General features: G+C 48.3%; 18 protein-coding genes and 1 other annotated feature. Of the genes, 15 read left to right on the top strand and 3 right to left on the bottom strand.

The genetic code is table 11. The features are described 5' to 3' along the window. Positions 1-231: 231 nt before the first annotated feature. Both yidC and ACI4WN_RS09055 read right to left on the bottom strand, forming a co-directional pair. Complete coding sequence (gene yidC / locus ACI4WN_RS09060) at positions 232-1,212, bottom strand: membrane protein insertase YidC (protein WP_439777894.1); 981 nt, start codon at positions 1,210-1,212, stop codon at positions 232-234. Between the two features lie 32 nt (positions 1,213-1,244). Further along, on the bottom strand, positions 1,245-1,517 hold the full coding sequence (locus ACI4WN_RS09055; RefSeq protein WP_439777893.1) for an acylphosphatase: 273 nt from the start codon (positions 1,515-1,517) through the stop codon (positions 1,245-1,247). 93 nt (positions 1,518-1,610) lie between these two features. On the opposite strand from ACI4WN_RS09055, the gene ACI4WN_RS09050 reads away from it, so the two are divergent. The 5 genes from ACI4WN_RS09050 to greA all read left to right on the top strand — a co-directional run bounded on the left by ACI4WN_RS09050 (position 1,611) and on the right by greA (position 7,115). Next, complete coding sequence (locus ACI4WN_RS09050; RefSeq protein ID WP_439777892.1) at positions 1,611-2,375, top strand: TrmH family RNA methyltransferase; 765 nt, start codon at positions 1,611-1,613, stop codon at positions 2,373-2,375. 79 nt (positions 2,376-2,454) lie between these two features. Beyond that, positions 2,455-2,808, top strand: coding sequence for a winged helix-turn-helix transcriptional regulator (locus ACI4WN_RS09045; protein ID WP_439777891.1), 354 nt, complete (start codon positions 2,455-2,457; stop codon positions 2,806-2,808). A 42-nt stretch (positions 2,809-2,850) separates the two neighbouring features. Continuing rightward, positions 2,851-3,054, top strand: a binding site (T-box leader). Between the two features lie 36 nt (positions 3,055-3,090). Then, positions 3,091-4,140 (top strand): phenylalanine--tRNA ligase subunit alpha, encoded by a 1,050-nt coding sequence (pheS, locus tag ACI4WN_RS09040; protein WP_008461948.1) that lies wholly within the window; start codon positions 3,091-3,093, stop codon positions 4,138-4,140. Next, entirely contained in the window at positions 4,140-6,551 is a 2,412-nt protein-coding gene (gene pheT / locus ACI4WN_RS09035; protein ID WP_439777890.1) for a phenylalanine--tRNA ligase subunit beta, read from the top strand. Before pheS ends, pheT begins: the two co-directional genes overlap by 1 nt. 72 nt (positions 6,552-6,623) lie before the next feature. Continuing rightward, positions 6,624-7,115 carry a transcription elongation factor GreA gene (gene greA / locus ACI4WN_RS09030; RefSeq protein WP_008461952.1) on the top strand — a complete coding sequence of 164 codons (492 nt, stop codon included), beginning with the start codon at positions 6,624-6,626 and terminating at the stop codon, positions 7,113-7,115. Between the two features lie 34 nt (positions 7,116-7,149). On the opposite strand, the gene ACI4WN_RS09025 is transcribed toward greA, so the two are convergent. Further along, a complete protein-coding gene (locus ACI4WN_RS09025; protein ID WP_439777889.1) occupies positions 7,150-9,750 on the bottom strand; it encodes a YfhO family protein in 2,601 nt (866 codons plus the stop codon). A gap of 87 nt (positions 9,751-9,837) precedes the next feature. Between ACI4WN_RS09025 and ACI4WN_RS09020 the strand changes: the two genes are divergently transcribed. The 10 genes from ACI4WN_RS09020 to ACI4WN_RS08975 all read left to right on the top strand — a co-directional run bounded on the left by ACI4WN_RS09020 (position 9,838) and on the right by ACI4WN_RS08975 (position 19,598). Continuing rightward, positions 9,838-11,952 (top strand): peptidoglycan D,D-transpeptidase FtsI family protein, encoded by a 2,115-nt coding sequence (locus ACI4WN_RS09020; protein ID WP_439777888.1) that lies wholly within the window; start codon positions 9,838-9,840, stop codon positions 11,950-11,952. A gap of 84 nt (positions 11,953-12,036) precedes the next feature. Beyond that, a complete protein-coding gene (gene rpmG / locus ACI4WN_RS09015) occupies positions 12,037-12,186 on the top strand; it encodes a 50S ribosomal protein L33 (RefSeq protein WP_008461198.1) in 150 nt (49 codons plus the stop codon). A 111-nt stretch (positions 12,187-12,297) separates the two neighbouring features. Then, positions 12,298-12,897: a 5-formyltetrahydrofolate cyclo-ligase gene (locus tag ACI4WN_RS09010; RefSeq protein ID WP_439777887.1), complete on the top strand. Its 600-nt coding sequence runs from the start codon at positions 12,298-12,300 to the stop codon at positions 12,895-12,897. A gap of 32 nt (positions 12,898-12,929) precedes the next feature. Continuing rightward, positions 12,930-13,601, top strand: a complete 672-nt coding sequence (locus tag ACI4WN_RS09005) for a rhomboid family intramembrane serine protease (RefSeq protein WP_439777886.1) — start codon at positions 12,930-12,932, stop codon at positions 13,599-13,601. After that, a complete protein-coding gene (locus ACI4WN_RS09000) occupies positions 13,598-13,825 on the top strand; it encodes a YqgQ family protein (RefSeq protein WP_439777885.1) in 228 nt (75 codons plus the stop codon). The genes ACI4WN_RS09005 and ACI4WN_RS09000 overlap by 4 nt, the downstream gene beginning before the upstream one ends. A 63-nt stretch (positions 13,826-13,888) precedes the next feature. Then, positions 13,889-14,290, top strand: a complete 402-nt coding sequence (locus ACI4WN_RS08995) for a rhodanese-like domain-containing protein (protein ID WP_008461205.1) — start codon at positions 13,889-13,891, stop codon at positions 14,288-14,290. 72 nt (positions 14,291-14,362) lie between these two features. Beyond that, positions 14,363-15,283 carry a tRNA (adenosine(37)-N6)-dimethylallyltransferase MiaA gene (miaA, locus tag ACI4WN_RS08990; RefSeq protein ID WP_439777884.1) on the top strand — a complete coding sequence of 307 codons (921 nt, stop codon included), beginning with the start codon at positions 14,363-14,365 and terminating at the stop codon, positions 15,281-15,283. 96 nt (positions 15,284-15,379) lie between these two features. Then, entirely contained in the window at positions 15,380-16,627 is a 1,248-nt protein-coding gene (locus ACI4WN_RS08985; RefSeq protein ID WP_439777883.1) for an aminotransferase class I/II-fold pyridoxal phosphate-dependent enzyme, read from the top strand. Positions 16,628-16,772: 145 nt separating this feature from the next. After that, the gene (gene glnA / locus ACI4WN_RS08980) at positions 16,773-18,110 is read left to right on the top strand and encodes a type I glutamate--ammonia ligase (RefSeq protein ID WP_439777882.1); all 1,338 of its coding nucleotides are present in this window, start codon (positions 16,773-16,775) and stop codon (positions 18,108-18,110) included. Positions 18,111-18,380: 270 nt separating this feature from the next. Next, a complete protein-coding gene (locus ACI4WN_RS08975) occupies positions 18,381-19,598 on the top strand; it encodes an MFS transporter (RefSeq protein WP_439777881.1) in 1,218 nt (405 codons plus the stop codon). The last annotated feature ends 46 nt before the right edge of the window (positions 19,599-19,644 follow it).

Below are 19,644 nucleotides of genomic sequence, written 5' to 3'. Positions count from 1 at the left end.
TCGATCCGGTTGATATAAATTGGGGGCGATTTTCGTCAAAATTCGATCCGGTTGACATACATCGGGGGCGATATTTGCCAAAAGTCAGTCCGGTTGATATACATTGGTGGCGACTCCACCCCAAATCCCCCCGGTTGACATACTTCGGGGGCACCACACTGCCCTGCGCCATAGCACTACACCACCGCACAAAAAAACGGATCCGCCGTCTGGCAGATCCGTTTTAATATCTTATTTCTTCCGCTTTTGCTTACCTTGATTACGCTTGCGCAGTTCAGCGTGTTCTTGGTTGATCTTGGCCTTAGCAGCTGGCGTAGCGGCACTGCCAGCGGGCTTCAAGATCTCATCGATCTTGGCCTTCGTCACGACCTCCACGATTGGCTTGTCCTTCAGTTCAGCTTCCATCCGCTTTTTAGCGTGAGGCTGCACGATGAAGGTGGTAATCACTTGCTGGATGACCATGACCAGGTTACCGACCGTCCAGTAAAGGGCCAGGGCACCAGAGAAGGACATGGCGAAGAACAAGGTCATGATTGGGTTCATCAGCATGGTTGCCTGCATGGTCTTCTTTTGCTCTTCTGGGATTCCGATCAAGGAAATGTAGCCTTGGATCAAAGCCAAAACGGTGGCGATGATGGCCAAAAGCATGGACTTGCTTGAAAGAGAAATCCCGAAGAAGGTGGACTTGGCCAAGGCACTAGAGTAGGCAACGGCTTGGTAAATCCCGATCATGATTGGCATTTGGATCAAAAGCGGCAAGCAGCCCATCCCACCGGTCATGGAGATGCCGTTCTTGGAGTAGATGTCTCTTTGCAGACCGGTCAAAGCCATTTGCTGCTCCGGGGTCATCCCCTTGGTCTTCATGGCTTCTTGTAAAAGTGCCATCTGCGGCTGTACCCGGCGCATTTTTTCTTGCTGCAGGGTGGCCTTGTGCTGCTGATTCAGCATCAGCGGCATGATGATCACGCGGACGGCCAAGGTGATGATGACGATCGCCCAGCCGGCGCCGTTAGTCCCGCCAATGGCGTGGGCCAGGTTAACGGTGATGTGCTGCAAGGGCAGCCCGATCCATTGGTAGATCAAGTGGTAAGGACCACTAGTTGGCGCCTTTAAAGCGCCAGATTTAGTACTTTGACTAGCGCAGCCAGACAAGAGCACCATCAAGGCAGCTAAGCCCGCTGCCGAAAAAAGGTATTTTTTGATTTTTTTCATCTAAAAGTTCTCTCCAAATAACTAGGATACGCTTAATATAATACATGAAAAGAATGCATTTTTTCCATTTTTGGCAGAACTTTTACGTCTAAACGGGAAATTTTCGCGAATTGTGACGCACCTGGGAGCTCTTCTTTAAATTTTCTTAAAGTTTCGGGATCTCCTTGCAAAACGATAGTGACCGTTCCGTCTGGATTGTTTCTAACCGTGCCAGGCAGACCCAACTTTTGGGCTAACAGCTGCACGCTCCAGCGAAAGCCAACCCCTTGTACGATGCCGTGGGCTAAAAATTGCCAAGTTTCCATTTTTAAGACCTTCTTTTCTAAACTTTACTTACCTGTCTTTTTGCTTTTTTAATGAATTCTGATTAAAATAGTATCTCTAAGGAGTATTTTATCATGGAAGAAAGAACATCAGTCAACAATCCCCAAATTAAGGCCATTAGCAAGCTGGAAAAAAAGAAGTACCGGGAAGAGACCGGGTATTACCTGATCGAAGGCTTCCACCTGGTGGAAGAAGCCCTGAAGTCTCACGTTAAGTACCGGGAAATCCTGGCTACGGAAAAAGCACTCGCCCAATTAAGCAGTTTGCCATTTGACCTAGACGATGACAAGCTGATCAAGATCAGTGACAACGTGGCTAAGCACCTCAGCTCAACCAAGAATTCGCAAGACGTCTTTATGACCGTCAAGATGCAGCAGCCGGGCCAGTTTACCTTTACTTACGGCAAATGGGTCTTATTGGCCGATTTAGCCGATCCAGGCAATGTCGGGACTATTATCCGGACGGCCGACGCAGCCGGCTTTGACGGGGTGATTTTGTCCCCTCAGACGGTTGATTTGTATAACCCCAAGGTGCAGCGGTCCATGCAGGGCAGCCAGTTCCACATCAGCTTGATTAAGCAGGATCTGGCTGACGCCATTAGTCAGCTGAAAAATGCCGACATCCCTGTTTACGCCAGCATGCTGGACCAAAATGCCAAGCAGCTAAACGATTTTGCCCCGGTGCCCCAACTGGGCCTGATCATCGGCAACGAGGCCCACGGCGTGTCCCCTGACATCGCGGCCTTGGCCGACGAAAAGCTCTACATCCCCATCAAGGGCCAGGCCGAATCCTTGAATGCCGCCGTTGCTGCCGGGATCATGATCTACCACTTCAGCTAAAAGTCTTTTTGCTTGTATTTGGTAAGTAAACTGTGCTTAAATATTAGACATGGATAATACTGACGAAAGAAGGACGCGGATGATGTTAGAATCAACCCAAGAAGAAACGCCTTGCTGTGAAAAAGCAGAAAACTACGAATTGTGCGTACGCTTTGTCAAGGCTTTTGAGATTATCGGCAAGAAGTGGAACGGCTTGATTATCAGCTCTTTGTGCGACACCAAGGCCATGCGCTTTAAGGACTTAGCTCACGCAGTTGGCGCTTGCTCAGACCGGGTCTTGGTTGAAAGACTGAGAGAACTGGAAGCCGATGGCATTGTCAAGCGGTCAAAGGATGAAGACAGCAAGATCGTTTTGTACACCCTGACTCAAAAGGGTGCAGAGCTCAAGCCAGTTTTTAACCAAGTTCATACCTGGGCCGACAAGTGGATCTAAAAATCTGCTTGCAATTAATTAAAATTTGGCCTATCCTATTAATTAATTACTAAGAACAAGACTAGTAGCAAGGCTGAGCTTTAACAGGGAGGTTTCTTGGCAACTGAAAGGAAACTAAGGCAAGGCTTGTGAATTTCATCTTGCGAGTAGGATCTAATCAATTCCGGCTAACCACCGTTACTAGGTCAAGAGTGTAGGTCTTTTTTGACCTAAACTAGGGTGGTACCGCGAAGCTTCGTCCCTTTTAGGGACGGGGCTTTTTTTGTTGAAAGGAAAAAGTACATGGATTTATTTGATCGCTTAAAGGCATTGCGCGAGCAAGGGCTGAACGATATCAAAGAAGCAGAAAACGAAAAGAGCTTGAACGACGTCCGCGTCAAGCTGGTCGGCAAGAAGGGTGAATTGACCGAAATCCTTCACCAAATGAAGGACGTTGCCCCAGAAAAGCGCAGAGAAGTTGGGCAAAAGGTTAACGAGCTCCGCGACCTCTTTAACGAAAACCTGTCTCAAGCTAAGGATGCCTTGGTGGAAAAGGCTATCGAAGCCAAGTTTGAAGAAGAAAAGATCGACGTGACCCTGCCAGGTCGGCGCCGTCACATGGGTTCTAAGCACCCAATCCGGATCATCCAAGATGACCTGGAACGTTTCTTCATCGGCATGGGCTACCAAGTGGTCCAAGGGCCAGAAATCGAAAGTGAGCACTACAACTTTGAAATGCTGAACCTGCCAAAGGACCACCCAGCCCGGGATATGCAGGCTACTTTCTACGTTGACGATGACCACCTCCTGCGGAGTCAAACTTCTCCAGTTCAAGCCAGAACCATGGAAAAGCACGACTTCTCAAAGGGCGACTTAAAGATGATCTCTCCAGGTAAGGTTTACCGCAGAGACGATGACGACGCCACCCACTCCCACCAATTCATGCAAATGGAAGGGCTGGTAGTTGGCAAGAACATTTCTTTGAGCGACTTGAAGGGGACCTTGGAACTGGTTGCCAAGCACGAATTTGGCCAAGACAGAGAAACTCGTCTTCGTCCAAGCTACTTCCCATTCACCGAGCCATCCGTTGAAATGGACGTTTCCTGCTTTGAATGCGGCGGCAAGGGCTGCGCAATCTGCAAGCAAACCGGCTGGATCGAAGTTTTAGGTGCCGGGATCGTCCACCCGAACGTGTTAAGCGCAGCTGGCATTGACCCACAAGTCTACAGCGGCTTTGCCTTCGGTCTGGGTCTTGACCGCTTCGCAATCTTGAAGTACGGCATCGATGACATCCGTGACTTCTACAGTGATGACGTCCGCTTCTTACAACAATTCCGTCAGGAGGAAGATTAATGTTAGTATCTTACAATTGGTTGAAAGACTTTTTAAAGATGGATGGCGTAGACCCACACGCCTTAGCTGAAAAATTGACCCGGTCCGGCGTGGAAATCGCCTCTACCGTTCACCCAATGGACGGCTTAAGCAAGCTGGTTGTTGGTCACATCCTGACTTGTGAAAAAATCGAAGGCACCCACTTGAACAAGACTACGGTTGACGTGGGCGAAGACGAACCAAGACAGATCGTCTGCGGCGCACCAAACGTGGCAGCCGGCCAAGACGTGATCGTGGCCTTGCCAGGTGCACGCCTCCCAGATGGCAAGATCAAGAAGGGCAAGCTCCGCGGGGTTGAATCAGACGGGATGATCTGCGGCTTGCAAGAACTGGGCTTTGCTGACGGCGTGGTTCCGCCAAAATACGCTGACGGGATCTGGGTCTTCCACGATCCTGACTTAAAGCCAGGCATGTCAGTCTTTGAAGCCTTGGGCATGGATGACTACGTTTTGGACTTTGACATCACGCCAAACCGGGCCGACACTTCTTCCATGGAAGGTGCCGCCTTTGAAGTCGGCGCCTTGATCGATCAAAAGCCAGAAATTGAAGAAGTCAGCGTGCAAGCTGATGGCCCAGACTGGACCGGCGATTTCACTGCTGTCGCTGACGAAAAGATTGCGCCAAAGTACTACCTGAGAAAGGTAACTGGCGTTAAGATCGGCGAAAGTCCACTTTGGCTGCAAAGAAGACTGTGGAACGCCAACATCCGCCCAATCAACAACGTGGTTGACGCGACTAACTACGTGATGCTGCTCACGGGCCAGCCAATGCATGCCTACGATGCTAGAATGTTTGCTGACACCAAGAAGATCGAAGTGCGCTTGGCTAAAGAAGGCGAAAAGCTGGAACTGCTCAATGAAAAATTGATCGACTTAGACCCACAAGACATCGTCATCACTGACGGTGAAAAGCCAGTTGGCCTGGCCGGTGTCATGGGCGGCTTTAACAGTGAAATCAAGGATGACACGACTGACGTCATCTTGGAAGCAGCCGTTTTTGACCCAGCCTTGACTCGGAAAGCGGCTCTGCGCCACGACAACCGGACTGACGCTTCTGCCTTGTTTGAAAAGGGCATCAACTGGGATGCAACCCAAAAGTCGATCGATATCTGCGCCTTGCTTTTGAAGGAAAACGCTGATGCCACCATCGACGAAGGCACCTTGAAGGCGACTGACACGGCCAAGCCAGAAACGGTGATCACCACTACTGCTTCTCGGACCAACAAGATCTTGGGTACTGACTTGTCCATGGACCAAATCGTGGAAATCTTCCACAAGCTGAATTTCGGCATCACTACTAACGGCGACGAATACACGGTAACGGTGCCAAACCGCCGCTGGGACATCTTCATCGATGCTGACCTCTTTGAAGAAGTTGGCCGGATCTATGGCTATGACAACATCAAGTCCACCCACCCTGAAACGGGCGAACTGGCTGGCGGCTACACCGAAGAAGAAACCAAGGTGCGGCACCTGCGCAACCTGGTAGAAGGCCAAGGCTTGTCTGAAACCATCAACTACTCCTTGACCAGCGAAGAAATGGCAACGACTTTTGTCAAAAAGCCTCTAGCAAAGGTTATGGTCAACTGGCCACTGAACTCAGCTAGAACCACCATGCGGCAAAATCTGATCTGCAGCCTGCTTGACACGGCCGCTTACAACTTTGCTAGAAAGCAAACCGAGCTGCAGATCTTTGAAAACGGCCGCGTTTACGACATGGAAGGCGGCGACTACCACGAACATGAACACCTGGCTGCCATGTACGTGGGCTTGGCTGGTCAAAGCAACTGGCAGCACCAAGACGAAAAGATCGACTTCTACTACGTCAAGGGACAACTGGAAGATCTCTTGGAAATGGCCGGCGTTAAGGCTGATGTTGAATACAAGGCAGAAGCCATCAAGGGGATGCACCCAACCAGAACCGCTGCCATCTACATTGACGGCAAGTATGCCGGCTTGATTGGCCAAATTGCGCCAGTCTTGACCATGACTGACAAGAACTTCATCGGCAAGGAAATCTACGTTTACGAACTGAACTTGGACGAAATTTTGCCGCTGATGAACAAGGGCGTGAAGTCTAAGCCAGCTCCGAAGTACCCAGCCGTTGAACGGGACTTGTCAATTTTGGTTGACCAAGACGTAACTGACGCTAGCGTTGAAGCTGAAATCAAGGACAACGCTGGCAAGTACCTGGTTCAAGTTGACGTGATCGACGTTTATGAAGGCGCCCACCTGCCAAATGGCAAGAAGAGCTTGGCTTACCGCCTGACTTTCTTGAACGAAAAGGATACCTTGACTGACGCTGTGGTTACTAAGGCGATGGACCAAGTTCAAGCTGCCCTTGAAGAAAAATTAGCCGCAACCATCCGTTAAAGGTTGACATTCTTGCGATTAAACTCTAATATTTAACATTGCATAAGCGCTAAATAAAGGAGAATTCAAATCATGCCAGAAAAAAAGTATGAAATGACTGCCGAAGGCAAGAAGCAACTTGAAGAAGAATTGCAAAACCTGAAGTTCGTGAAGCGTCCACAAATCGTTGAACGTCTGAAGATTGCGCGTTCTTACGGTGACTTGTCTGAAAACTCAGAATACGATGCAGCCAAAGATGAACAAATGCGGCTGGAAGAAAGAATCGATGCCGTTTCTGAACAGCTGAAGTACGCTGTTGTCGTTGACACTGATGCCGTTGACCCAGACGAAGTAAGTATCGGCAAGTTTGTCACTGTTACCGAAGTTGGCGACGATGAACCTGAAACCTATGAAATCGTCGGTTCCAGCCAATCAGACCCATTTAACGGCAAGGTTTCAAACGAATCCCCAATTGGCAAGGCACTTTTGGGCCACAAGAAGGGCGAAACCGTCAAGATCAACGTTGACCAAGCTGGCGTCAGCTACGACGTTGTCATCAACGACGTTCGCACTAGCCAAGACTAGGCATAGTCATCTTTAATCAGGCAAAAGAAAAAGCTCAAGAGCTCCGTTTGGAGTTCTTGAGCTTTTTGCATACCAGCAAAAAGATTAAAGTTAACAAACTGATGGCTAGGCCTACTAAGAGGCTAGTTGGCAGGTAGATCAAAGTCAGCTGGTGGCTGCCCTTGGCCAGGTTAAAGCTTAAGAAGGCGCCGGCGAAGAGCTTGGTCTTGACCAGGCGGCCCTTGTCAAAGACCAGCCAGTTCTTGGAATATGGAATGGTCGAGACAAAGAGCTTTTTGCCAGTCGTAAACTTTTGACTCTTGATGCTTAAGCCGGATTGGGTCAGCTTTAAGTTAGGGCTCTTCAGCTGCTGGATTCCTTGCTCAAAGACCTGGTTGTCAAAGCGCCAGAAGACTAGGCCAGTTAGGTCCAGATTGTCTTTTTCCAGGGTAAAGGTGACCTTGATGGTGTTTTTTTGATTCTTAGCTGCGATATTGACCAGGCGGATTTGGTCATCCCGATTTTCAAAGTCGTAGTAGATATCGTTGACCGTCAAGCTGGCATTGTCAAAGTTGAAGGCGTCTGGCAATTGCAGGTAGTAGGAATTTTGGTCGCTTGGCTTAAAGGTGAAGGTGACCGAGGCTTCCTTGTTGTCCTTCTTCTTGCTGAAGATGAGGGAGTTGCTCTTGTTGACCGTGACGTTATTTAACTGGACTTGTGGCAAGGCGACTTGACCAAAGAGGCGGCCGTTAAGGCCCAGGCCAGTCCAAAGGGCTTCTTGATTTGCGACTGGGTCATTTTGCGTAAAAGTAATCTTATTAGAAATGCTTTGGCTGGCAAAAATGAGCGGGAGAGCATTCTGGTTTTGCAAGATGCTCAGCTGGCTGAGCTGCTGACTTGGGTAGTAGAGGTCGAGGTCGGCTCGGTAGTTTAAGTTGTCATAAGGCATCCGGGCCTTGGCAGTTACCCGGTCGTCAGAATAGTTGGGCTCAAGGTAGTATTTCACGCCCAAGAAAGAGTCGGTAAAGAGGGTGCCGCCTTGGTTGGTGTAAGAGTTGCTGTTATGAACATAGCCCAGGTTAGCCAGCAGGTTGGAGGTCTTGTGGTTGCTGATGGAGTTAAAAGTAGTAATCCCGTTGTAGTCGCCCGTAAAAGGATCATCATCTGAGCGGCTGAAAGACTTTTCCGTCCGGTAAAAGCTGGAGTCCTTTTTGGCCAGGTAGTTGGTAGCAGCGTTAACGTTTTTGGCAAACTTGCTGTAGTTCTGGTTTTCCTGGTAGGAAATGGCGTTTAAGGAGAAAAAGAGGTTGAGAGCCAGGTCAAAGGCGACCAGGGCCAAGAAGAAGTGCTGGCCAAAGCGGCTGTAGCCGTAGATAAAGCAGATAAAGAGCAGACTGGCGATGCTAAACAGGATGGCCGCGATCTGCCCATTTTTAGTCACAAAGTTGAACTTGTTGGGGTTAAAGCCTAGATAGAGGCAAATGGTTGCTGACCAGACTGCAGCTAGGATCTTTTGCTTAATGTTAAACTTCTTTTGCCGGTCCATGGCTTCTAGGGCTAGGTTGATGGCGTAAAAGGACACCACAAAGCTGAAGCGGCCCGGATACCAGACTGGGAATTGGCCCAGATGCCAGATTAAGACCAGCGGGGTAAAGGACAAGGACAAGAGCAGAAAGGCGAGCAAGAAGCCCTTGGCCAATTTTTCCCGTTTGGAAAATTCGCGGCTTAAGCAAAAGAGGATGGCCAAGAGGGTGAAGGAAGCCCCGATAAAGATGTTGGGCATCCCATCTGACATTTCGTGGAAGGAGTAGGCCCCGTTGACCAATTTGGCTAAAAGTTGGTAGGGCGGGAACTGGAAGTTTAGCGTCCACTTGACGTCAGCGTTGGTTTTCCCGGCTAACAGCTCGATAAAGGTTGGCCAAAGGACAATCCCACATAAAAAGCTGCCAAGGGCGCTAGCCTTTAAGTATTCCCAGAACTTGCGCTTTCTTTTTTCCGAAATAATTGCTAACTGGCACAGGAAGTAAAGGAGGCCAAAGAGCAGAATCATGTAGCCGGTATAAAAGTTGGTCAGCCAGGTTAAAAAGGTAATCATCAGCAAATGATTCTTTTTTCCGGCTAACAGCTGGTCGATGGCGTAGACCAGCCAAGGCAGCAAGATCAGGCTGTCTAGCCACATCAGGTTTAAGCTGTTGGCAATGACGAAGCCGGACAGGGCAAAGGCACTGCTGGCTGCCAGCACATATTCGTCGCTCAGCGCAAATTTTTTCCGCCAGGCCCAGAAAGCACTGATGCCGATTGCCCCAACTTTAGTGGAAATCACCAAGAGGATGGCTTGCGGCAGGAGGGTCTGGGGGAAAAAGAGCAAGAGCAGGTTAAAGGGACTGAGCAGGTAGTAGCTGTCCGTCCCCAGCATGGAGCCGCCCAGGCCGCTTGAGAAGCTGTAAATCAGCTTTAGGGGATGCTTTAGAAGGTTTTGCTGGTAATAGGCTAAGAGGTCGACATACTGCTGGCCCAGGTCCACCGTTAAGACGTTGCCCTTTTTGCTTAAAAAGTAGCCCGCAAATAAGAGGGCCGGCAGGGTAAAGGCGATAATGGACAGCAAGACTTGGTTGCCGTTAATTTTTTTAAAAGGATTTTTATTTGAAAAGTACATTAAGAATTAGCTAACTCCCCTTCTTGAAGATAGAATTGTTCCCTGCTTTTTGCTAAAATGACAATAGCTTAGTGAGGATGATTAATCGTGAGTTATTTTAGAAAGAATAGCGGAACTGGCAACAAGAGTCAAACCGCGAACACTCCTTTAAGAATGAAAATTCTGGTCGGAGTTATTTTAATCTTATTTGCGGCGCTGGTCGGGCAGCTAGCTTATCTGCAGCTGATCTATGGGACGCGCTTTTCTTCAGAAGTCAATTCGACTGACGAATCGACCATGACCAAATCCGTTCCCCGGGGGGTTATGTACGACTCCCAAGGGCGGGTTTTGGTCGGCAACAAGGCCGAAAATGCCATTACCTACATGAGAAGTCTGTCAGCAACTTCCAAAGAAATGTACCAAGTGGCCAACACCTTAAGTAATTATATAAAAATTACGGACGAAAAGCCGACAAAAAGACAGATTGCTGACTACTATCTAGCTGATTCAGCTAGAGCCAAGAAGGTTTATAATGCCTTGCCTAAGTCGCAAAAGAAGAGTTCTTTGTCAACATCTGAGGTCAATAACTATGAAGTGGCTTATGTTGAGACCAAGATCAAGCCGACTTTGACGACAAAAGAAAAGACGGCTGCGGTTTTATATAACAAGATGTCCGGAACGTCGACCTTGTCGACCATCAACTTGAAGTCAAATGGCTTGACCAACACGGAAATGGCCCAAGTTGGCGAGCACCTGTCCTCCATGCCGGGCGTTGGCATTGGGACTGACTGGAACCGCTACTATCCAAATGGTTCTTCTATCAAGAGTATCATTGGTTCTGTTTCCACGACCAAGACCGGTCTGCCAAGCGACAACCTTCAGTACTACTTGGTTAACGGCTACTCTCGAAACGACCGAGTTGGGACTTCTTATCTTGAAAAAGAATACGAAGCCCTTTTGAAGGGGACCAAGGCGACCTACAAGGTAACCAGCGACTCCAGCAACAAGATTACCAAGACCGAGCAGGTCTACAAGGGTCAGTCTGGGGCCAGCTTGAAATTAACCATTGACGCCAAGTACCAGGCTGCCGTTACCAAGGCCTTAAAGACCCAGTTTAATGCGGCTTTAAGCGCTGGGGCAGCCAGCCTGTCCAGCGGCGCCTATGCCGTAGCGATAAATCCGAATACCGGGGCCGTTTTGGCCATGTCGGGGATCAGCTATGACCCAACGACCAAGAAGATTGCTGACAATGCCTTAGGCACCATCAACCAGTCCTTTGTTATGGGGTCTGTTGTTAAGGGGGCACAGGTGGCTGGTGGTTTGATCAATAAGGTCATTACCCCAACCAACAACACCTTGCCTGATACGCCAATTTACCTGCCAGGGTCACCAGTAAAGAAGTCTGTTTACCCAGTTGGGACTTTTGGCTCCTTATCAGCAACCAGTGCCTTGGAAGTTTCTTCCAACATCTACATGATGCAGCTGACCTTGAAATGGATCAAGGCTAGTTACGTAGCCAAGCAGTATATCTCCATGCCGCAAACGGCCTTCCAGACTTTGAGAAACAACTTCAAGATGTTTGGCTTGGGGCAAAAGACGGGGATCGACCTGCCAGGTGAAAGTTCCGGGATTGAAGGTTCATCTTATGACTCTTCAACGGGGGTCATCCTTTCTGGGTCCGTCCTTGACGAATCCTATGGTAACTACGATGCCTACACCCCAATTCAGCTGGCCCAATATGTGTCTACGATTGCCAATGGTGGCTACCGGATGCAGCCATACGTTGTTCAGTCCATTGGCCACACCAGCAGCGACGGCAAGCACTTCTATACTTACTACAATAAGAAGCCAACCGTCCAGCTGAAGATCCCGTGGACCAGTGATGAATTAGCTGTCATCAAGCAAGGGTTCTACCAAGTCGTTCACGGCACTAACGGCTGGGGGACGGCCCACACTTTGAAGAACGTCAAGCCGTCGATTTCCGCTAAGACGGGGACGGCCCAGACCTTCTACTACAACACCAAGACAGGCAAGTCAACCGATACGGAATTGATCAACGAAACCATGGTTGGCTGGGCTTCATCAAGCAACCCGCAGATTGCCTTTGCGATTGTCTTTGCCGGCATCGACCCTGACCTAGAAGGTTCATACAACAAGAATATGGCCAAGGCGATGGTGACGACTTATTACAAGATGCACAAGGGACAATTCAGTTCTAAGTAAGTTTGTTTAGAACAAACCTTGCTCTTTTACAAAGTAAATGCTATAATTGTACAGTCAGATATTAAATTGTAGGTGGTGAAAATAATGGCAGAAAACATCATTTTAGAATGCACCGAATGTGGCGACAGAAGTTACTTATCTAAGAAGAACAAGCGTAAGCATCCGGAACGTTTGACCTTGAAGAAGTATTGCCCAGTTGAAAGACAGGTAACTCTTCACCGCGAGACTAAGTAATAAAAGACAGCAGGTCGAAAGACCTGCTTTTTTTATATGTTTTGCTAGTTTTTTACTGCTTATTGGCAAAAAAATGCAGAGCAGAAAATTTAGAAGGGGAAGTTGGCAACTATGGATAAAAAAGCATTTCGCTCTTGGCAAAGAAACAGATTAATCACTTTTGCCAAAAGCCCAGAAAAACTGGCAGAAGATGAAGAATTGCTCAATTTGGCCCTAAGCCATCCCTGGATCCAAAAAGCCCAAAATATCGGCTTGACCTTTTCTCTTCCCCTAGAAGTCGATACTTTTCCCTTAATTGAAGGCTTGCAAAAAAAGGGCAAAAGAATCTACATTGCCCGTTGCTATCCGGACCGGCAGATGGATTTTGTCTATTATGAGCCAGGCGGCGAGCTAAAAGAAACCAAGTTTGGCGTCTTAGAAGTGGCTAGTCAAGAAGCCCCGATTAAAAATGATCTTGATCTGCTCTTGGTGCCGGGCCTGGGATTTAGCCCAGCTGGCAATGCCCGAATCGGCTTTGGCGGGGGCTACTACGACCGCTTTTTGGCCAAATACCAAAATGATTACCAGTTTAAGACGGTTTCTCTCGTCAATTCAGGGATGTATTTTGAAGCGCCGCTTTGGCCGCAGGAAAGTTTTGATATTCCCATGGACGACTTGATCATTGTCAAAGAAATCAAGAGTCAAGAGACAGAAAATAACGAAGAAGAGTAAAATAAACAAAAAGAAAGGGAGGAAAACTGCCAATGGAAAATATTAAACGCAACTATATGACCTTTGGAATCGTCGCCGTCTTGTTTTTGGTCTTTATCGCTGAAACCCTGATGGGGGGCTCAGAGAGCACCTCGGTTCTCTTAAAGATGGGAGCCATGTACAACCCGGCGGTCGTGGTTGAAGGGCAGTGGTGGCGCCTGTTTACCGCCCAATTTTTGCACATTGGGATCATGCATATCGCGTCAAATGCCATCATGATCTACTATATCGGCCAATACGCTGAGCCCATCTTTGGCCACTGGCGCTTTTTAGCCCTCTACCTCTTGTCAGGTATGGGCGGCAGCCTCTTGACCCTGGCCTTTGGCAGCGACCAAGCAATCAGTGCTGGGGCGTCAACGGCCTTGTTTGGGATCTTGGGGGCCATGGCCTGCGTTGGCTTTAAGAACCGTGAGAGCGACCTTTTGAGCTTTTTGGGCCGGCAGGCTTTAGCCTTGGCCGTCATCAACATCGTTTTGGACCTCTTTATGCTAGACGTTGACATCTTGGGGCACCTAGGCGGTTTGATCAGCGGGGGATTGCTCGCCATTGCCTTAGGCGACCGGACCTACCAAAACTATGGCCGGCTGGGCCGGGTTTTGGCCGCGGCCGGCATCGTGATTTACGTTGTAGTTACTTTACGCTTGGGGATGAATGTTAGTCTATGAAAACCTTAAAAACGCTGTATGATGTCCAGCAGCTTTTAAAAAAGTATGGCATCCTGGTTCATGTCGGCAAGCGCAAGTGGGACATTGAGCTGATGGCCATTGAACTAGACAACCTCTATAAAGCCGGCATCTTGGAAAAGAAGGTCTACTTAAATGCAAAATTGGTTTTAAACCATGAGCATGAATACGAGAAAAAACTAGAAAAAGAAAATCGCTTGGACTAGTAGCCCCAGAAGGCTTTTAGCGGTATCATAAGAAGTGTTACTGAAAACAAAGGAGTTTTTTGAATGAGTAGTTTTTTAATCGTTCTTGACGTCATCTTGGGCGTTATCTTATTAACCATGCTGGGCTTTTGGGCTTACACCCGAATCCAGTCCAAGCGTCTTGGCGGCAGCCTCACTAACGAAGAATTCCGGGCCGGCATGCACAAGGCTCAAATCATCGACGTTAGAGAAGCCGATTCTTTCAAGCGTGAGCACATCGATGGGGCCCGCAATATCCCTTACACCATGTTTAAGTACCAATTTAAGGAATTGCGGCCAGACTTGCCTGTATACCTGTATTCAGACTCTTTGACCATGACCTTGCGCTGCGCAAACATCTTGCACAAGAACAACTTTAGCAAGGTCTTTTACCTAAAGGATGGCTACTCTCAGTGGGATGGCCGCAAGAAGAGCTCAAAAAATTAAGACTTCAAGCCTGCTGCGAATGGTCATGCAGGCTTTTTTTATGTTTTAGTGATCTAGAAAGATGGAAGAACTATGCAGAAAGTACTGGCCATCGTTGGCCCCACCGCCATTGGCAAGACCAGTTTAGCTATTAGCCTGGCCAAGGAGTTAAACGGCGAGATCGTGTCTGGTGACTCCATGCAGGTATACCAAGAAGTGGCGGTTGGCACGGCCAAGGCCACGCCGGCTGAACAAGCTGAAGTTAAGCATTATTTGGTCGATCAGCACTCCGTTTTTGACGACTACTCGGTCAAAAACTTTGTCGATGAAGCGATAGATGCGATCAGCCAGATTGCTCAAAAGGGCAAGCTGCCGATCTTGGCAGGGGGAACCGGCTTTTACGTCAATGCCTTGTTAAATGAAATGCAGCTTGGTGACAAGGAAGATGAAGCCAAAAGCGTGGACCCAGAGTGGGAAGATTTTTTAGCGAAAAATGGTCCCCAGGCTCTTTGGGAGGAATTAAACCAGCGCGACCCAGAAGCGGCCAAAAAGGTGCCGGTTGCCAATTCGCGGCGGGCCTTGCGGGCCCTCAGCGTTATCAGCCGCACCGGGCAGCTTTTTTCCGGTCAGCAAGCAGAGATTCCGCCCCGGTATGACTATTTGATCGTGGGCTTAAACGGCAATCGGAACAAGATTTACCAGAGAATCAACCAAAGAGTCGACCTGATGATGGACCAAGGCTTACTTGACGAAGCTCGCTTTGTCTATGACCACCGGGAGCAAGAGCACCAGGTCCTGCAAGCGATCGGCTACAAGGAATTTTTCCCTTACTTTGAAGGGGAGGCTACGCTAGAAGAGTGCGTGATTAAGCTAAAGACGGCATCGCGGCGCTACGCTAAGCGGCAGCTGACTTACTTTAGAAACAAGTTACCGGTGACTTGGTTTGACCCCCTGGATGACCCAGACTGCCAGGAAAAGATCGTTCAGGCAGTTAATGACTGGCTGAAGCGGTAAAATAGATAACAGTAAAAAACAAAAATTAAATACCAAAAGAAGTAAAACAGAAAATAAAAATTAAAAAATAAGAAATAAAAGGAATGAGGCAACAAAATGAAAGAATTACCAGCAGAATTAGCGCGGATCGTCAAAGAAGTTGACGAGCAAATCAGAGACCGCCTAAGAGAAATCGACGACCAGGTCGTTTACAACCAAGCCAAGGTCTTGCAGGCTTTTACCGATAACCAAGTGGCCGAAGCCGACTTAAAGGGGACCAATGGCTATGGCGATGACGATATCGGCCGAGAAAAGCTGGAAAGAATCTACGCTCAAGTCTTCCACACTGAAGATGCCCTGGTTCGGCCACAATTTGTCTCTGGCACCCACACCCTGGCCGTGGCCTTAGACGGCAACCTTTTGCCAGGTGAGACCCTGACTTATTTGACCGGGATGCCTTATGACACCATGCAGCAGGTGATTGGCTTAGCGCCAAAAAAACGCGGCACCTTGATGCAAAAGGGCGTAAAGTTTTCATACGTACCGCTGACTGCTGAAGGCGGGGTGGACTACGCTGAAGCTGAAAAGGTCTTAAAGCGCGACAACCCACACATCGTGGTCATCCAGCGCTCTCGCGGCTACGACACCCGGCAAAGCTACACGGTCGACCAGATCAAAGAAATGACCGCTTTTGTAAAAAAGACTTCTCCAGACAGCTTGGTCTTTGTTGACAACTGCTACGGGGAATTTTCTGAAAAGCATGAGCCAACCGAATACGGCGTCGACTTTATGGCGGGCTCTTTGATCAAGAACGCCGGAGGCGGCATTGCTCAAACGGGTGGCTACATTGTTGGTAAAGAAGAACTCGTTGAAAATGCGGCAATCCGCTTGACCGCTCCTGGCATTGGCAAAGAAGAAGGGGCTACCCTGACCAACATGCATGAATTCTACGAAGGCTTTTTCCTAGCACCCCACACGACCGGGGAAGCCATCAAAGGGATGATTTACGCCGCAGCTCTCTTGGAAAAGATGGGCTACGATGTCACTCCTAAATGGAACGATCCGCGGACTGACCTGATTCAGACGATTATCTTCAATGATCCGGAAAAGATGATCAATTTCACGAAAGAAGTACAGAAAAATTCGCCTATTGACTCCTTCGTTGACCCGATCCCAAGCGACATGCCGGGCTATGAAGACAAGGTCATCATGGCAGCTGGTAATTTCGTCTCTGGTTCAACCATGGAATTCTCTGCCGATGGTCCCCTGCGCCCACCTTACGCCCTTTACATGCAAGGTGGTCTAACTTTTGCTCACGATAAGATAGCGATTACAAATGCTGTAAAAGATACTTTTTTTAAGTAAAACGGCAAAAATACCTTTTTTTATTAAAAGTTTTTAGACCAATTTGACCTGAGCCGTTTTGAGTGGTATCTTTAAAGCATCGATTAGCACAGAGCCAATTGATTAGTTGATCACAATTTATTCTTGATTTTTTAAAGGTGAGAACATGAGCAAAGTAATTACTGAAGAAGAAATTCGTAAAGAAGTAGAAGAAAAGAATGTTCGCTTTTTGCGTTTGGCATTCACTGACATCAACGGCACTTTGAAGAACTTGGAAGTTCCAGTAAGTCAATTGGACGACGTTTTGGGCAACCAAACCAGATTCGACGGCTCATCAATCGATGGCTTCGTTCGCTTGGAAGAAAGTGACATGGTTTTGTACCCAGACTTGTCAACTTGGACTGTTTTGCCTTGGACTAGCGTTGAAGAAGGCACGATCGGCCGCTTGGTTTGCTCAGTTCACAACGTTGACGGCACTCCATTTGCTGGTGACCCACGCAACAACTTGAAGAAGGTTATCGCCGAAATGAACGACATGGGCTTTGACCGCTTCAACATCGGTTTTGAAGCTGAATTCTTCCTCTTCAAGGAAGGTGCAAACGGCGAAGAAACTACTAAGGTTTCAGACCACAGCTCATACTTTGACATGGCTTCAGAAGACGAAGGCGCTAAGTGTCGGCGGGAAATCGTTGAAACCTTGGAAAAGATCGGCTTCCGCGTTGAAGCTGCTCACCACGAAGTAGGTGACGGCCAACAAGAAATCGACTTCCGCTTCGACGACGCTTTGGCAACTGCTGACAAGCTGCAAACCTTCAAGATGGTAGTTAAGACCATTGCCCGCAAGTACCACTTGTACGCAAGCTTCATGGCTAAGCCAGTTGAAGGCTTGGCTGGTAACGGGATGCACACCAACATGTCTTTGTTCAAGGATGGCAAGAACGCCTTCTACGACAAGGATGGTCAATACCACCTGTCAACCACTGCTTTGACTTTCTTGAACGGGATCTTGGAACACGCCCGCGCAATTACCTGCGTAGCTAACCCAACTGTTAACTCATACAAGCGCTTGATCCCTGGCTTTGAAGCTCCTGTATACATCTCATGGGCAAGCCGCAACCGTTCACCAATGGTTAGAATTCCAAACGCCAACGAAATTGGTACCCGTTTGGAAATGCGTTCAGCTGACCCAACTGCTAACCCATACCTGCTTTTGGCTGCCTGCCTGAAGGCTGGTTTGACTGGCATCAAGGAAGGCAAGTTGCCAATGGCACCTGTAACTTCCAACTTGTTTGAAATGACTGACGATGAAAGAGCCAAGCTTGGCATCAAGCCATTGCCATCAACTTTGCACAACGCCATCAAGGCCTTCAAGGAAGACGACGTTATCAAGTCAGCCTTCAGCGAACATATCGTTGACAGCTTCTTGGAAATGAAGGAAACTGAATGGTCTCTGTACACTCAATCAGTTTCTCAATGGGAAGTTAAGCGCTACTTCAACTACTAAAATTAAGAATTTGACAACTAATTAAGCTTAGAAGATCCGCCTTTGGCGGATCTTTTTTTGCGTCATCATTTACCAGTAATTATTGGACTTAAAAAAATAAAGTTAGATCTGAATAGAAAGCGGTTAACAAATTGAAGAAAGCATTTAAAAGAAGGGAAAAGGAGAGTTGTGATTTTTAAGGGTTGAATTGTGATACACTTTAATTTGTTTTTAAGTATCATTTTTTTAATAAGAAAAAGATTTAGCAGATTACAGTAAGAAGGTTAGTCCATGGCAAGTAAAAGTGAAACGATTGCCGCCCCCCAAGGACGGCTGGAGAAGGAAAAGAGCAAGTCAATTTATTCTAAAGACGTGGTCTTGGTCATGATTGCTTCATTTCTCTTCTTGTTTGGGACCATGTTTAACAACCCCTTGATCAACGGCTACGCCGAAAGCCTGGGGGCCAGCTCGGTATTAGCCGGGGTGATCGTCGGGATCATGAGCTTTGCGGCCATGTTTTTGCGGCCAATCGCCGGCAATTTGACTGACAAGTTTTCGAAGTACCAATTGTCCTTTATTGGCGGGGTCTTGATTTTTATCGGGATTGTCGGCTACATCGTTTCGCCAAACGGCGGCTTTTTGCTTTTATTTAGAATCATCAACGGGACCGGCTTCGTCCTTTGTACCGTCTGCATGACCACCTGGATTGCCTTTCTGGTGCCGCGCCAGCACGTCGGCGCTGCCATGGGCCTGTACGGTTTGATGAACGCCTTGGCCATGTCCATTGCGCCGGCCATTTCCATCAACCTCTATAAGGTAATTGGCTACCGGCAGACCATGATGCTGCCAGCAGCGGCGACCTTGATCATGATCATCATCATCCAGTTTGTGGGCAACCGGGCGGTTCCTAAGAAGCGGACGGGCGAAAAGAAGAAGTTCAAGCTGATCTCGGTCAACGCCTTGCCAGTAGCCCTGTTGACCACCTGCTTTGGCCTGCCTTACTTCATTACCCAGGCCGATATCGTGACCTATGTTGCCAAGATGCACATGTCAGTTGCCGTTGGGAGCTTCTTCTTCATCTATGCCATCGTCTTGCTGGTCATCAGAACGGTTTTGAAGAACTACTTTGACACGGTGCGCTTTGGCGTTTGGTTCTGGCTGAGCCTAGTGGCTACGGCTCTTTACCTGGTCGTTTTGGCCTACATGAACAACAACCTGATGATGGCCCTAGGGGCAGCCGGCATGGCAGTTGGCTATGGCCTGATTTACTCAGTTTTGCAGTCAACGGCACTGCTCTTGTCACCAGCTGATGAGCAAGGGCTGGGGTCGAGCACCTTTTACCTGGGTCTAGACATCTCCATGGCCTTTGGGCCCATGCTGGCCGGGGTGGTCGTTAAGGCCTTGCCAATCCAGTACCTTTACCTGGTGCAGCTAGTCGTGGTGCCACTTGCTTTGATCGTCTTTTTGATCTGGCACAAGCGGCTGAACAGCGCTATTGACAACCATTAAGAATAATTGCTATCAATCTTTAAGCCAATCCATTTCTGGGTTGGCT

The organism is Lactobacillus sp., from assembly GCF_051893255.1.
Taxonomy (GTDB): domain Bacteria; phylum Bacillota; class Bacilli; order Lactobacillales; family Lactobacillaceae; genus Lactobacillus.
Note: the sequence above shows the minus strand (reverse complement) of the source record. Positions and strands in the feature narration are given on the sequence as shown.

Coding starts and splice junctions, on each gene's coding strand:
- yidC (WP_439777894.1), bottom strand. CDS start 1,212: ATGAAAAAAATCAAAAAATACCTTTTTTCGGCAGCGGGCTTAGCTGCC.
- ACI4WN_RS09055 (WP_439777893.1), bottom strand. CDS start 1,517: ATGGAAACTTGGCAATTTTTAGCCCACGGCATCGTACAAGGGGTTGGC.
- ACI4WN_RS09050 (WP_439777892.1), top strand. CDS start 1,611: ATGGAAGAAAGAACATCAGTCAACAATCCCCAAATTAAGGCCATTAGC.
- ACI4WN_RS09045 (WP_439777891.1), top strand. CDS start 2,455: ATGATGTTAGAATCAACCCAAGAAGAAACGCCTTGCTGTGAAAAAGCA.
- pheS (WP_008461948.1), top strand. CDS start 3,091: ATGGATTTATTTGATCGCTTAAAGGCATTGCGCGAGCAAGGGCTGAAC.
- pheT (WP_439777890.1), top strand. CDS start 4,140: ATGTTAGTATCTTACAATTGGTTGAAAGACTTTTTAAAGATGGATGGC.
- greA (WP_008461952.1), top strand. CDS start 6,624: ATGCCAGAAAAAAAGTATGAAATGACTGCCGAAGGCAAGAAGCAACTT.
- ACI4WN_RS09025 (WP_439777889.1), bottom strand. CDS start 9,750: ATGTACTTTTCAAATAAAAATCCTTTTAAAAAAATTAACGGCAACCAA.
- rpmG (WP_008461198.1), top strand. CDS start 12,037: ATGGCAGAAAACATCATTTTAGAATGCACCGAATGTGGCGACAGAAGT.
- ACI4WN_RS09010 (WP_439777887.1), top strand. CDS start 12,298: ATGGATAAAAAAGCATTTCGCTCTTGGCAAAGAAACAGATTAATCACT.
- ACI4WN_RS09005 (WP_439777886.1), top strand. CDS start 12,930: ATGGAAAATATTAAACGCAACTATATGACCTTTGGAATCGTCGCCGTC.
- ACI4WN_RS09000 (WP_439777885.1), top strand. CDS start 13,598: ATGAAAACCTTAAAAACGCTGTATGATGTCCAGCAGCTTTTAAAAAAG.
- ACI4WN_RS08995 (WP_008461205.1), top strand. CDS start 13,889: ATGAGTAGTTTTTTAATCGTTCTTGACGTCATCTTGGGCGTTATCTTA.
- miaA (WP_439777884.1), top strand. CDS start 14,363: ATGCAGAAAGTACTGGCCATCGTTGGCCCCACCGCCATTGGCAAGACC.
- ACI4WN_RS08985 (WP_439777883.1), top strand. CDS start 15,380: ATGAAAGAATTACCAGCAGAATTAGCGCGGATCGTCAAAGAAGTTGAC.
- glnA (WP_439777882.1), top strand. CDS start 16,773: ATGAGCAAAGTAATTACTGAAGAAGAAATTCGTAAAGAAGTAGAAGAA.
- ACI4WN_RS08975 (WP_439777881.1), top strand. CDS start 18,381: ATGGCAAGTAAAAGTGAAACGATTGCCGCCCCCCAAGGACGGCTGGAG.